Source organism: Streptococcus suis, from assembly GCF_019794555.1.
In the GTDB taxonomy this organism is placed as follows: Bacteria; Bacillota; Bacilli; order Lactobacillales; family Streptococcaceae; genus Streptococcus; species Streptococcus suis_AB.
In genome coordinates this window covers 1-15,624 of the sequence record NZ_JAIMEP010000024.1, presented here as the reverse complement: position 1 = coordinate 15,624, position 15,624 = coordinate 1, and the positions used below count along the sequence as shown (strand labels likewise).

At 39.5% G+C, this 15,624-nt stretch carries 5 protein-coding genes; 1 reads left to right on the top strand and 4 read right to left on the bottom strand.

Annotation, left to right across the window (positions count from 1 at the left end; all coding sequences use genetic code 11):
- Positions 1 to 3: 3 nt before the first annotated feature.
- Positions 4 to 1,356, bottom strand: coding sequence for a UDP-N-acetylmuramoyl-L-alanine--D-glutamate ligase (murD, locus tag K6V48_RS09005; RefSeq protein WP_222369196.1), 1,353 nt, complete (start codon positions 1,354 to 1,356; stop codon positions 4 to 6).
- 627 nt (positions 1,357 to 1,983) lie between these two features.
- On the opposite strand from murD, the gene K6V48_RS09000 reads away from it, so the two are divergent.
- The gene (locus K6V48_RS09000; protein ID WP_222369193.1) at positions 1,984 to 7,965 is read left to right on the top strand and encodes a collagen-flanked surface repeat-containing protein; all 5,982 of its coding nucleotides are present in this window, start codon (positions 1,984 to 1,986) and stop codon (positions 7,963 to 7,965) included.
- Positions 7,966 to 8,796: 831 nt separating this feature from the next.
- Here the strand turns inward: K6V48_RS09000 and K6V48_RS08995 are convergent.
- From K6V48_RS08995 to K6V48_RS08985, 3 genes are read right to left on the bottom strand one after another with little or no spacing between them, the layout of a single operon-like run.
- Positions 8,797 to 9,660: a class C sortase gene (locus K6V48_RS08995; protein ID WP_172018631.1), complete on the bottom strand. Its 864-nt coding sequence runs from the start codon at positions 9,658 to 9,660 to the stop codon at positions 8,797 to 8,799.
- Between the two features lie 24 nt (positions 9,661 to 9,684).
- A complete protein-coding gene (locus K6V48_RS08990) occupies positions 9,685 to 11,226 on the bottom strand; it encodes a SpaH/EbpB family LPXTG-anchored major pilin (protein WP_222369190.1) in 1,542 nt (513 codons plus the stop codon).
- Positions 11,227 to 11,242: 16 nt separating this feature from the next.
- Positions 11,243 to 15,472 carry a SpaH/EbpB family LPXTG-anchored major pilin gene (locus tag K6V48_RS08985; RefSeq protein WP_222369187.1) on the bottom strand — a complete coding sequence of 1,410 codons (4,230 nt, stop codon included), beginning with the start codon at positions 15,470 to 15,472 and terminating at the stop codon, positions 11,243 to 11,245.
- Between the last annotated feature and the right edge of the window lie 152 nt (positions 15,473 to 15,624).

Sequence of the window (15,624 nt, the reverse complement as noted above, 5' to 3'; positions counted from 1 at the left end):
ATTTTATTTACTTAACTCCTCATAGGTTTGTAGGAATACATCGCCACGAACCTCAAAATTAGGATACATGTCCCAACTTGCATTTGCAGGGCTCAAAAGGACAACATCCCCTGGTTCAGCAACTTCAAAGGCCTTACGAGTAGCGTCCGCAATCTCATCAGCCGAGATATAGTCAACACCAGCTTTTTCAGCAGCCCGTTGCACACGTGGTGCTGACTGACCTAAGATAACCATCTTCTTCAAGCCTACAAGATCTGGTACTAAATCATCAAATTCATTGCCACGATCCAAACCGCCCGCAATCAATACTACCTTTTGATTATCAAAGCCTGAAAGAGCTTTTTGAGTTGCTAATATATTGGTAGACTTGCTATCGTTATAGAATGACACATCGTTTATTTTACCAACAAACTGTAGGCGGTGTTTCACACCACCAAATGCAGACAAACTCTCTTGAATCGCCTGATTCGTTACTCCCAAAATCTTGGCAACTGCAATGGTAGCCAAGGCATTTTCGATATTATGAGCTCCTGGGACACCCAGCTGATCTGCATCCATGACATATTCACCCTTGAAGTACAATTTTCCATCAGCTAAATAGGCACCATCCACCTCTTCCAAGGTTGAAAATGGCACAACATTGGCTTTGGTATGTAGAGCCAATTCTTTGATTTCAGCCTGATTGACGTTCAAGACAATGAAATCCTCTTCTTTCATTTGACGTTGAATCATCCATTTCGCAGCCACATAGTCTTCAAAAGTCCTATGGTAATCAATATGGCTTGCAATCAAATTTGTCAGTACTGCAATATGAGGTCTGAACGATTCTGTTCCCATTAGTTGGAAAGAAGACAACTCCATAACCAAAATATCGTCCTTAGTTGCTGTCTGTGCCACAGATGAAGCGGGATAGCCAATATTCCCACATAATTTAGCAGGTTTGTGTCCAGCATTTAAGACTTCAGCAATCATAGTGGTTGTAGTTGTTTTACCATTAGAGCCAGTAATGCCGACAATTGGAGCCTCTGAAATCAAATAAGCCAATTCAACCTCAGTCCACACAGGAATTCCTTTTTGCAAAGCCTTTTCAACCATCGGATTATCATAGCGAATACCTGGATTTTTCACAACAAGCGCAAAATCTTCATCCAGTAAATCCAAGGGATGACTTCCACAAATGACACGAATCCCTTCTTCCAACAATGATTGTGCCGTCGGATTTTCATCAAATGGTTTTCCATCATTCACTGTCACAATCGCCCCCAATTTATCCAATAAACGAGCAGCTGATTCTCCAGATTTTGCCAATCCCAAAACTAATACTTTTTTATTTTTAAACTGTTCAATCATTTTCATATACTTTACCTTTGACTTTCTAACACTTTATTTTACCTTGAAATAGCACCATTTTCAAGACATAGGGGAGCAGTAAATCTATTTCATCAAAATGAAAACACTCCGAAATTAATAGATATTTTTCGAAATATTTTTGCAAACTTTCTGAATTCATTGAATATTTCTTCGTTTTTATGGACATTATAACACAATTTTGCACTAAAATAGCTTTTTCATTATCTATCCTTTTATTCTAAAATTTCTAGTATAGGTCTCTAATTTTCCGTTCAATTCAGCCTAAAAATATTCCCTTTGTAATTATACTATTTAAATCTTTTAAGGACACTTAGAAATTTTAGTTATTGCTACTAAATAAAAATCGAAGATTAAACAAAACAAAATATTTTGGTAAACTTTTTCAGTTTCTTTAAGACTGAAAGTCCTATTTAGAAAAATAATTTTTTTAACTTTGTCATAAACCTGTTAAGTATTAGTATTTTAAAATATTGTACAAAAAGCTGAAATATGTCTATTTTTTCAAAAATATGAATAGTTATAAAATTCTGTCTTTTTAGTGTGTATTATTTTTCTTTACCCATTATTAATGATATAATGAAGTGCAAATATATTATATTTTGGGAGATATATATGAAAAGTAGATATATTATAAATAGGAAACAAACGTTTTCCATTAGAAAATTTAAAATTGGTGTCGCTTCTGCATTGATTGGAGCCTCACTTATGGCTACTCAATCAATCGCAGCAAATGATGGTGTCACTACTTCAAACAGTGAACCTTCTACTGAAATTAATTCCGCAAATGATAGTGGTACAAAAACTAGTGTTTCTAATACTGAAAATTTTTCCACTCCATCGGATGTGGTACCATCAACAGTAATTACTACAACCAGCGATTCTCTAGCTACTGTTGAAGAAAATACTGTAATGGGCAATGCTACTTCAACAATTGATACCGCCACACTGTCCATCGATGAGGGGGCATCCAATGCCGATGCAAACGTGTCCAATCAATCATCTAATCCAACTGGTGAGCCAACAGTAGTAGAAACAGTAGTAGAAAACGTTGAAACTCAAGAATCAACAATTTTGCCCAATACTGAGGCACAAAACGCGGATCCTTCTAATATAACTCAAAAGGATAACACAGCCAATAATGGTGCTGAAGCACAGCAAGAACAATCAAACGCTGATAATCCTGTTCTTCAAAATTCAGAGCCAACAGTAAACATACGTGAAAGTAAAAATGTTTCAGAGCAACCAGGAGATGGTTTAGATTCAAATGATTTAATAACTCTCAATAGAAATTACCAATCACTAAATGAGTCTACTGCTATTCGTCCTATAACAGTTGCCTTACCTGAAGAAACTAGTCACGAAATTTTCTCAGAAGATGGTAAGCGAACTGTAACATCCTTAAAGACTAGTTTAGATTTTTCTTACTTCTTAGAATCCAATCGAAGTGCTATATATAATGGTCTTCCGAATGGTTTATCATATGATCCTACTGAAAAACAAGTCACAGGAACTGTTGGTTTACCTGGTCAATATAGCATTCTCTTCCAAGCTACAAAACAAGAAGTTGTACAACTCTATTCAACCGACGGGGTACTTTTTAAAGAAGAAGTTACTGCTCTTGGATCTGATACGAAACTATTTGAATTGGATGTTAATGCACTCAGTTCAACCAAGCAGGCAACCTTTGCAACAACGAACATCCAACCAATTACTGTTCTCGGTGGCTTAGAGGCTAGCATGACCGCTTTTAGCTATGTCACAACTAGTCAGGGCGAAACCAAGGTCTATGCTGGTTTGCCTGATGGTTTACACTACGATCAAGCCAGCGGACAAATACAAGGGACACCTTCGCATATCGGTCAATATCAAATCCTTGCTCAAGCAATCAATGGCAGCAATAATATCATCACAGAAGCTACCTTGATTGTAACGGAACCATCTAAACAAGTAACCAATCTGTTTGTAGTTCCTACGACGGGTAGTACAACTGAGACTCCTAGTCAATCACTTGCCATTGTTACTCCAACTGTTTCCGGCGCTCTGCAAGACACCACAGCAACTGCAACTGGTAAAGACTCTGTTGCAATTGGTAATAATTCTATCGTTACTGGTGAGCAATCAACTGCTGTCGGTTATGGAAATATTGTCACAGGTGATAATGCTGGTGCCTTCGGTGACCCATCTGTCATCAATGGTGCAGCAACTTATACCGTAGGTAACGATAACTACGTTGCTGATGGAAGTGATGAAAACCAAGCGCTTGGTAACAACAACCAAATCGGTGGTACCGTTAACTATGGTACAGATGGGGCTGGAAGAGATGGTAAGTTGCTCAGCGTAAATCCTGTAGATCCAGCAGATACTTCTCTCAACTCTTCTATCTTAGGTAGCCGTAACTATATCAACTCAAGCAACACTTATATCATTGGTACAGGTGTCAATACCATCGGTACCGGTAATGATATTCAAAAACTTTCTGACAGCGTGGAAAACTCTGTCTATCTCGGTTCTGATAGTACCGTGACTGCCGGAGCAGCCGCAGGACCTGGCACCCTCTTCAATGACCTCAAAGACTCCTTAACAGACGGCGCTACTACTACGGCAGGTGCAACTGGTACTGTAACCGATGCTACAGTCAATGGCATCACCTATGGCGGATTCGCAGGTGAAACCTCTGTAGGTGCAGTATCAGTCGGTGCTAGCGGTGCAGAACGTCGGATCCAAAACGTGGCCGCAGGTGAAATTTCTAGCACTTCTACAGACGCCATCAACGGTTCACAACTATATGCTGTAGTAGAAACTGTCGGTTGGAATATCGTTGCAGATAAGACCGGTGCTGGTACAAATACAGGTACTGTTGAAAACCAATTTATCAGTCCAAACGAGACCGTCAAACTGATTGCAGGAAATGGTGTCAACATTGAACAAGCTGGCAATGACTTCATCTTCTCTGTTAAATACGATCCATCCATCTTCAAACTCAATGAAAATGGCGAAATTACCTTCTTAAATAAACCATCTGTTACAGTTACCGATAACAATGACGGCACCCACACCGTTAACATCGTCAATGTGGACGGTACGACTTCAACGACAATAATTAGAGATGGGGAAAATGGTAAGGATGGTGTCAATGGAAAAGACGGCATTTCTCCAACTGCAGCAGTAACAACAAAGGATGGCTCTTCTACAATCACCATTACCAATTCAGATGGTACGATCACAACTGCGACCGTTACGAATGGTAAAGACGGTATTGATGGTAAGAACGGTATCGATGGTAAGGATGGTATCAATGGCATTTCTCCAACAATAGACTTGGTAGATAATGGTGACGGAAGCTACACGATTAACATTAAGAATGCTGATGGTACAACTTCTACTGCCACTGTCAAAGACGGAAAATCTCCGACTGCAGAAGTGGTAGATAACGCCGATGGCACTCACACGATTACTATTACCAACACAGATGGTACAACTACCGAAACAATTGTCAGAGACGGTAACTCACCTACTGCTTCAGTTGTACCTAATGGGGACGGTTCTCACACCATTACCATTAGCAATGTAGATGGCAGCACGACAGAGACCATTGTGAAAGATGGCGTCTCACCAATTGTAACCTTTGAAGATAACCTTGATGGTTCAGTGACTGTCAAAGCTACCAATGCAGATGGTTCAGTCAACGAAGTGTTAATTTATGACGGTAAGGATGGGGTTGACGGTAAAGACGGCGTCTCCCCTACTGCTAGTGTGGTAGATAACGGCGACGGCACTTACACTATTACTACTGTCAACGCAGACGGAACTAGCTCTACTGTAACCGTGAAAGACGGTAAGGACGGTATCGACGGTATCAACGGTAAGGACGGCGCTTCTGCGACTGCAACGGTTGTAGACAATGAGGATGGTACTTACACTATTACCATTACTAACCCTGATGGTACGACTTCTTCTGTCACTGTTAAAGATGGTAAAGATGGTAAAGATGGCATCAACGGTATCGACGGTAAGGACGGTGCTTCTGCGACTGCAACAGTGACAGACAATGGTGACGGTACTTACACTATTACTATCACGAACCCTGATGGTACGACTTCTTCTGCAACTGTTAAAGATGGTATCAACGGTAAGGACGGCGCTTCTGCGACTGCAACAGTGACAGACAATGGGGACGGAACTTATACTATTACTATCACGAACCCTGACGGTACAACCTCTACTGCAACTGTGAAAGATGGTAAAGATGGTATCGACGGTAAGGACGGTGCTTCTGCGACTGCAACAGTGACAGACAATGGTGACGGAACTTATACTATTACTATCACGAACCCTGACGGTACAACCTCTACTGCGACTGTGAAAGATGGTAAAGATGGCATCAACGGTATCGACGGTATGGACGGTGCTTCTGCGACTGCAACAGTGACAGACAATGGTGACGGAACTTACACTATTACTATCACGAACCCTGACGGTACAACCTCTACTGCAACTGTCGCAAATGGTAAAGATGGTATGGACGGTGTCAACGGTATTGATGGTAAGGATGGCGCTTCTGCGACTGCAACGGTTGTAGACAATGGTGACGGTACTTACACCATTACCATTACTAACCCCGATGGTACGACTTCTTCTGTAACTGTGAAAGACGGTATCAACGGTAAGGACGGCGCTTCTGCGACTGCTTCTGTTGTAGACAATGGTGATGGCTCCTACACAATCTCCATCACCGACGCAAACGGTACAAGTTCATCTGTCACTGTTAAAGATGGTAAAGATGGTATTGACGGTAAGGACGGCGCTTCTGCGACTGCTTCTGTTGTAGACAATGAGGATGGTACTTATACTATTACCATTACTAACCCTGATGGTACGACTTCTTCTGTCACTGTTAAAGATGGTAAAGATGGTATCAACGGTAAGGACGGCGCTTCTGCGACTGCAACAGTGACAGACAATGGTGACGGAACTTATACTATTACTATCACGAACCCTGACGGTACAACCTCTACTGCGACTGTGAAAGATGGTAAAGATGGCATGGACGGTGTCAACGGTATTGACGGTAAGGATGGCGCTTCTGCGACTGCAACGGTTGTAGACAATGGTGACGGTACTTACACCATTACCATTACTAACCCCGATGGTACGACTTCTTCTGTAACTGTGAAAGACGGTATCGATGGTAAGGATGGAACTTCTGCGACTGCAACTGTGACAGACAATGGTGATGGTACTTACACTATTACTATCACGAACCCTGACGGTACAACCTCTACTGCGACTGTGAAAGATGGGGTTGATGGCATCAACGGTATCGACGGTAAGGACGGTGCTTCTGCGACTGCAACTGTGACAGACAATGGTGATGGTACTTACACCATTACCATCACCAACCCTGACGGTACAACCTCTACTGCGACTGTCGCAAATGGTAAAGATGGGGTTGATGGTATCAACGGTATGGACGGTGCTTCTGCGACTGCAACTGTGACAGACAATGGTGACGGTACTTACACTATTACTATCACGAACCCTGACGGTACAACCTCTACTGCGACTGTCGCAAATGGTAAAGATGGTATGGACGGTGTCAACGGTATTGATGGTAAGGATGGCGCTTCTGCGACTGCAACTGTGACAGACAATGGTGATGGTACTTACACTATTACTATCACGAACCCTGACGGTACAACCTCTACTGCGACTGTGAAAGATGGGGTTGATGGCATCAACGGTATCGACGGTAAGGACGGTACTTCTGCGACTGCAACTGTGACAGACAATGGTGACGGTACTTACACTATTACTATCACGAACCCTGACGGTACAACCTCTACTGCGACTATCGCAAATGGTAAAGATGGGGTTGATGGTATCGACGGTATCGACGGTGCTTCTGCGACTGCAACTGTGAAAGACAATGGTGACGGTACTTACACTATTACCATCACCAACCCTGACGGTACAACCTCTACTGCAACTGTCGCAAATGGTAAAGATGGTATGGACGGTGTCGACGGTGTTGATGGAAGAACTCCAGAGATAATTGTTGAAGAAAAAGATAATGGCTATTCGATCACTATTATCAAACCGGGTGAACCTAACAATATTTCCACAATTGAGATCAATAATGGTCTAACCCCGATTATTACTATTGGCGAAAATAAAAATTGGTGGATTAATGGTAAAGATACTGGTGTACCAGCGACATGCACATGTACACTTGTGCCTAAACCAGATCCAACTCCTGTACCTAAGCCAGATCCAACTCCTGTTCCTAAACCAGATCCAACTCCTGTGCCTAAACCAGATCCAACTCCTGTGCCTAAACCAGATCCAACTCCTGTGCCTAACCCAGATCCAACTCCTGTGCCTAAGCCAGATCCAACTCCTGTGCCTAAGCCAATGCCAAAGACTACTTCTAAACAAAAAACTACTTTGCCAGAAAGCTCTGTAGCAATTACAAATGCAGAAGTGTTACCAAAAACAGGTGAGGTGAGCAGCGTAGCAATCTCAACTCTAGGATTAGGTATGCTGTTTGCAAGTTTATCTCTAATCAATAAACGTCGTAAAAATGATGAGGATTAAGTTGGTTCTAAGTTAAGTAAATATAATCACCCTGGTAATTAACCTAACCAAAATTTCTTTCCCATATAACCAAATAGAACAATCTACTTTCGTTTATTTAAAATAACAATCAGAATTGTTCAAGCAAAAGGAAAACGCGAACAAAAAAGATTAGTAGTGAAGAAAACTCCTTTAAGAGAGAGTAGACACTACTTTTCTTGCAACCGCCCAATAACAAAGTATATCGAAAAAGCTCCAAAGTCGTGTCGACATTGGAGTCTTTTTCTATTTACAAGCTCTCTTGATTTTTTTGTCCTATAGCAATCAGCCTCTAGCACATCTTTTTTTGCGAACGTCTCCTCGTTAGCTAGATTGTATGGCAGATTGGCCATATATTTCAATAGAATTCAAAAATCAATATGAAATAAATTTTTGAATGAACTCAAATTTATACTCAATGAAAATCAAAAACAGATGTTGTTGACTTGATTTGATGTACTTCAGTTCTATCAGCATCAGAGCGAAACGAACTACATCCGCCTATTTCCATCCTACAAAGATGTTCCCCAAACCTTTGGAGCAAGTCGGATTGTGATTTACATTGAGTATAAGTATTTAACCTAGTACAATTTCTGTCTCCACTCCTTTCACACAGAATGACCTATGTCAAGCAATATCATATGAAATCGTTTTCAATTTAATCAAAAAATAAAGTGATCAGAATTTTCTATATCATAATGACCACTTTATCTACGTATCTTTTTATAGGGGTATTTATTTAAATTGACGCTTTATCATAATCTTATTATTGTCAGTATTTAAATAAAATAGAATAACCGTCTGTTATGGCAATTAACGTTTAGGAGAATGTGTACGATTACTTCTATATTTTCTAAATAACAAAAATAAGATAAGGAAGAGCAAAACACTTGCAACAAGAATTGGCATTAATGCATAATAATCAAATTTCGCTTCTTTTTCATCAGCTTTCATTTGTTCAGGAACATATGGAACACGATAGCCTCTTACCAACAAGCGATGGCTATTGACCATGTAAGGTGTACAAGTTACAAGTGTGATGTAATCTTGTCCCTTCACAATTTGTAAACTACTTACATCTGTTGGCTCTACAACTTTTATATCATCTACTTGGTATGCATGTATTTTTCCTTCACCAAGTTCTATATAAAAGTGATCACCCTTTTTCAAATCAGGTAAATCCGTGAATAATTTTGCCTCAGTCAAGCCACGATGCCCAGAAATAACTGAGTGGGTTGACTCTCCCCCAATCGGATAAGAGGTCCCCTCAAGGTAACTAGCTCCCTTAGCTAAAAATGCTTCCGTCGTCTGGTCAAAAATTGGTAATCTCACGGAAATCTTAGGAATCGAAATCACACCTATAATGTGGTCTTCATAGATTACTTTTGTATGTTCAATTTCCTTCGCTTCTTCAGAAAAAGGATCAAATCCTGGCGAAATATTTTGGTAAGCAAACTGCTTGTTCATCTCTTCCATTTTTGAAAGTTGTTGTTGATATTCAGCCTTGCTTTTCTGATTTGCCTCTTCCTGATAATGTCGAATCAGTTGTTGGTTAATTAAATTGTTTAATGAGTTTCGAATAAATGGATAGGAGAGAACACCAATACCAGAAACCAAAATTAGTATCATGATTGCATCGATTAGTTTTTTCTTGATATTCTTTCTGGTTCTAGCCATGCTCTCACCTCCTATCTATTTTTACTAAGCTACTTTACGACGAGATACAAAGTATACGCCAGCAAGACCAACCATTGCAGCACCAAGAGCTACAAAGAGAATGATACCTGTACCACCAGTTGAAGGAAGGAAACCTTTAGGTGTGTTTACAAGTGTATGTAGTACATCTTTTGTTGTAGTGTATGATGTAGCTGTTACTTCAAATTGAGTATAAGCAGCAGTACCTGTTGGTAAAGCATAGCCTTCTGGAGCTTTTGTTTCTTGAAGCTGATAAGTACCATATTCAAGACCTTTTACATCAACAATACCGTCTGTGCCAGTAGTATATTTTGTTGCATCTGAAAGTGAGTCAACCCATTGACCACCTTCAGCAGTAGCCTTAAAGTATTTTGCAGTATCAGTAGTATCTTTGCGAACAACGAACTCAGCACCTGCAAGAGTTTTAGCATTGTTATTCACATCAACTTTGACAAATTTGTAACCACCTGTTTTTACTGTTTCTTTATCTTCAGGTGTTTCTTTGTCCCATTTATTGACTCCAGTTTTTCCATCATTACCAAAGATTGCTTTCGCAGTATTGACGATACCAGTATCAATATATTGCAAAGAGTTAATCTTCATTTGATAGTCAAATGAAATTTCTTTGTTAGCAAGAGTTGCTAATTTTTCAATACCAGCTTCTGTCAAAGCTGTTGTAACTGTTGTGCTACCAGCATCTTCTGTCACTGTCACTGTGTAATCTGTAACAGCAGTCAAAGTTGTGCCACCAGCAACTGTCACTGAATATGAAGTTGGGTCTTCAATAAAAGTTAATTGATCAGTATTGAAAGTATCTACAAATTGGAAAACGTTATACAATTTTTTAGCTTCACCATTAACCAATTTTGTTGCTGCAATATCCGCTGGAATTGTTGTTTTCAATTTGTAATCAATAATTTGACCAATTGAGAAATCAGTTTGTTTGGCACCATTTTTTTGGCTGGTAATATCTTTGTCAAATGGAGTTTCTTTAGTAATATTTTTTGGATAAAGGTGGATATCTGTAAGAACAGTATCATTTGTTCCTTGTTTGTAGATTGGAAGGCTTACTACCAAGTTATCTGCAATAGTTTCAACACCATCACTTGCTTGTTCTACAAAAAGGTATACTGCATTTCGGCTATCAGATTTGGCATTTAAGCTAAAAGTTGCACTACCATCTGCCCCAGTAGTCTGAGCATCTATTACTTCTTTACTTGATGGAGCAACACCTGGTGTACCTTGAACTGCTTTAACTGCATCACTAATAGCTTCTGAAACAGTTTTCGTTGCGACAGATGCATCATAAGCTGCATAATATTCTTCTGTGACATCGTAAGCATTAAATGTGATGCCTGGTAGGAAATTAAAGTCTCCGGTTAAAATTTCACCAGTGTTTGTAATTTCACCACCTGTATAGTCTTTTACTTTATGTAGAGTGATTGATACTTTCTCAGCATCCGCAGCCGATACGACTGGGGTAAACAAATTGCTAAAGATACCGACAAAAAGTGTCGCTAGTAAAGCAAAAACTTTGAACTTCTTCATTAGATTTCTCCTCTTTTTATTTGTCGTTTTTTCTCCTAATCATCACAAGTGATGAAGCCATAATTAACAATCCCACAATTGCGGTTGATGTAACAACGGTACCTGTTTCTGGCAATCGAATTTTCGGTTTTTTTATGTTATAAATCGATAAGACCGGACCTTCAGAATAGGTTGAAACCCCAACAGTAAATGCAGTTGGCTTGTCATTCAAGACATAGCCCGAAGGTGCTTGTACCTCACTAATAAGGTACTCGCCATATCTCAATCCTTTTATCTCAAAATAGCCATCATCATCTGAGGTTAAACGAACAACTCCAGATGCATTTGTAGCTACCTTTTCGAATTGATACTCCCCTTCTTTGTAAGTTAGGACCGTATCGTCAGTAGGATTTTTGATAACAAAAGTTGCCTTGGCCAAGGGATTTTGTTTTCCCTCAGCTGCTCGTTTGATGAATCGAAAACCTCCTGTTCGGACATTTTCTCTATCAACCAATGGTGCTAGATCCCCTGGATACAGTGTTGCAGTATTGATCAAATCTTGATCTATGGCCGCTGTATCCTTGATAACCATATTGTAGGTTATTTCGATTTTCTTCCCACCAAATTGCGCCAGTTTGGCTACATCAAACACTACTCTAAACTGATTTTCAGACAGATTTACAGTCTTAGTAATATCATGCTGTTCTTGTCCATCTATAAAAATCATTAAACTATCAGGATTAAATTGTAAATCTTTATCGTAGATATCTTCAATATCATAGGTATTTAATTTTGCAATATCTTGCGGAATAACCGTTGATAAGCGATAGTCAATCGGTTCACCGAAACTATAACTTGACTGTTTCTCATCAATTGTTTTATCAAAAGTAAACGTCCCATGTGACTTTGGATAGAGCGGAATCACTGATTTTTCATTCCCCTCATCATCCAATATTGGCAAAACCACGACTAGTGATTCCATTTTTGTTACTGCTACTGGGGTTACCGTTTCTCGTATGAGATAAACCGCAGGTCGCTGATTATTAATCTTTGCAACTGTAAATTTGACAATCCCTGATTGATCTGTTACGGCAGTAGTTACAGATTTTCCCTTCACATCACTACTGTCTCGCAATCGTTCCTGTGCATTTTTGGGTCTTAGCTGTTGGTTACTGACTAAATCATAAAATGTATCCGTAACATCCAGAATCTCTAACTCTGCACCTGGAACAGCTACTCCTGATTTGTACTGAGTATCACTCGGCTTATATACAAGTCGGTGTACCTCAAAAGTAACTTGATTATTTTCTTGTGCTAATACGTCTTGACTCCCTTTATTAAGTCCAATTAGTCCAGCAGTTGTGATCAAGAGTATAAGGAAAGTGTGCAGTTTCTTCTTTCTAGCAACAAAGAATAATAATGCTAAGACAATCATACTCAAACCGATTGTGATATACTGTAAAATTCCATTTCCACCAGTTGTTGGAAGAATGGACTTCCGTTTATTGTAGATTTTCAAATGGCCTGAGTAGATGTCTCCATCTGTTTTCGTAAATTCAAATGGACTAGCATCGGTTTCGGTATCAGCTTTAACGTAGGTCACATTGATTCCATCAGCTTTGGAAGTCGAGATTCTAAAGTAACCCTTTAATTGAATAAAGCCATCTACTGTCTGACTTTCTACAAGATAGTAGGTTTGATCAGCTTTAATCAAATCACTACCAAAAATAATTTTACCCTCTGGGTTCGTTTTCAGAGTGGTAATCTCATTTGAGAATGTATTTCCTTCACGATTACTATATAATGTGAACGATACATTTTCAAGTGGTCGTTGGAAGGTGGAACTTAGTTTCTCCAGAATTAATCCAAAGTCTCGAGGTTCGTTGGTTACCTGGGTCGGATCGTATTTATAATTTTGACTTATTCCGTCAATTTCTAGACCTTCTCGATATTTCACCTCAAATCCATTTTCATCTGGGAAATATTGTTGTTTGATTTTATATCCTATAGGAGCCTGTTTTTCTTCCCAACGATAGGTACCAGCCGTTAAATTTGAAATGCTAATTTTTCCCTCAGAATTTGTAGTAAATTCTGACACCCCATCTTGGCTGACCGTTTCCCAATTCTGATCAACCTTTTTTTGTAGTGAGAAAACTGCTCCAGGCAATACCGCATTGGTATCGCTTGCTTTTTTCTCTAGACTCACTTGATAGAGTCGTGAGTTAGTCTGGTTTGCCGAGTAAACATATTTATTATCTGTGCTTGGTGTAAAAACTCCTGTCAACGCACCAGAAGAATCATATCCCACAGGTACTGAAGCCTCTTTCCATGAAAGATTTGGTGCATCTGGGAAATACTGAACAACAATTTTGCCTGTTTCACCGGCTTGCTCCGTTACCAAACCATCTTGCCCTAATCGGTAAGTTTTACCAGATAAGAACTCTTTGGCATCACCCTCTGTTTGCGTCCATTCAAATCCAGTCGTATCATTTTTCAATCTCAGATAGTACGTCGTACCATTTTCCGTTTTTGAAAAGATGAACGGTACATCGTTCAGCGGTTGACCGGTATCTGCATCTTTCTTGGTCAGCTCCAACTGATAGAGTTTGGTATTTTTCGCTATGTATTGAAAAGCATTTTCATTTTGTGATTCTGCGTAATTGACCACAAAACCATTTTCATCTGGATAGTAGACTTGGTCTAGTTGATAACCTTCCGCAGGCGCCACTTCTTTCCAACGGTAGGTACCTTCTGTCAGTTGAGTTAATTTGATGGTCCCTAGCTTTTGGAATACTCCCCCATAAATACCAACATAGTCATCTTGTGAACCAGTCTGGAGATTCGTAACCCAGTTCCCTGTGTCAGGATTATAAAACTGCTCTGTACTCCACTCGCCAGTAGAAGCATCGTATTTTTCTAGGTTGAAGGTCGCATCTGTAATTAGGTCTCCTTCTTGGTCCTCTTTTCTGAGTTCTGCTTCATAATAAGAAATCGGCAATTGAACCATCTGCACCGCTTGGTTGTTCAAGAAACCTCCGGTAGAACCTGAAAAACCCCAATAAACACTATTGTTTAAATCATTTACACCAAACACTCGTTGCAGTGAATACTCCGGAGAACCAATTGCAACATCGTAAGAGATAAAGTCTGTCCCATCATAAGTGGTGTTATCACTATAGGAAATATTCCGTGACCCTTGGTGACCTTGCTTATAAATCGTATAATTTAAATTCCCTGTATTTGTCGCCGTATCAGGGGTCCATGTCACCTCTAAACGGTGCCATTTACCATCAGCCAAGTTGGTCGTCGGCCAGTTGGATATTTTCCATTCATACGGATTTGTTTTCTCTTCTACTTCACCGTTCCAACCTAAACTGAGTTTGATATTGTGCTTATTTGTTGTTTTATCTGGCTCCACATTTCGGTTGGCTCTGTTATTTTTGAAATCATTCAAAATGTTGATCGCAATATGACCATACTGTGTATTTTCATGATTTTCATCGTAAATAATGGAGGTTAAGTCATTATCTGAGTGTTGTGTAGTATCATTATCGTTATAAAACGTATCAAACTCTAAAGTGATTCCGTTTTCTACACCCCTCCAAAAATCAACCATGTTATTTTTATCACTACTTACATTGGCACTGAAGTTTGAACCATACACCCCTAGACCATTCCCTAGGGCACCATAAGCATTCCTGCCTGTATTTCCTAAACTACCAGATGCCAACTTATTACCAGCCTGCATATCAGACGGTTGTTTTAAGTCATTATGCATTGTGAAGGTGATCCCATCTGCACCTCCTAGTCCAGAAAAATTACGGTTATTTTGCGTTCTTTCTCCGAGGTAAACGTAGGAAATCATGTGAAAGGGTTCATTGAGCTTAATTTTATTCTCTTCCAAGCTCCACATTACCCCAGATTGCCACCTAGCATCCCTTGTGATAACAGCTACAGATGTGTCACCTTGCGTAACATAGGAACGATTGTTTGCTAACTTGGCAGTCTGATCAGGAAACCAAGACTCTGAACCAGTATAAATTAACTCTGGATAATGAAACATATCCGCCATATTAACCGTATTAGCAATCGCAGGTGGAGCTGGCAAAGTTGTTGCTACATTATTGTAATTCTGAGTAGGCCATTCTCGTTGATTTTGGCCTGGAAAGTCTTTATACGGATCGTATGCAAATACCTCCAAAGGACTACTCCCAAGAGCTACGAGAAAAACCATGAGCCCCGTGACTAACTTTTTCATCAATTTCATAAGTAATCTCTTTTCTTCATAAATATTAATGATTAATACTTAACAAAAATCAAAAATAGCGATATAATAGTATTATGACAAAAGAACTTACCCAGACACAAGTTGAAGAATTAAAGCAAGCACTTAAAGATAAAAATAATGCTCTGCATCAT

Coding starts and splice junctions, on each gene's coding strand:
- K6V48_RS08995 (WP_172018631.1), bottom strand. CDS start 9,660: ATGGCTAGAACCAGAAAGAATATCAAGAAAAAACTAATCGATGCAATC.
- K6V48_RS09000 (WP_222369193.1), top strand. CDS start 1,984: ATGAAAAGTAGATATATTATAAATAGGAAACAAACGTTTTCCATTAGA.
- K6V48_RS08985 (WP_222369187.1), bottom strand. CDS start 15,472: ATGAAATTGATGAAAAAGTTAGTCACGGGGCTCATGGTTTTTCTCGTA.
- K6V48_RS08990 (WP_222369190.1), bottom strand. CDS start 11,226: ATGAAGAAGTTCAAAGTTTTTGCTTTACTAGCGACACTTTTTGTCGGT.
- murD (WP_222369196.1), bottom strand. CDS start 1,356: ATGAAAATGATTGAACAGTTTAAAAATAAAAAAGTATTAGTTTTGGGA.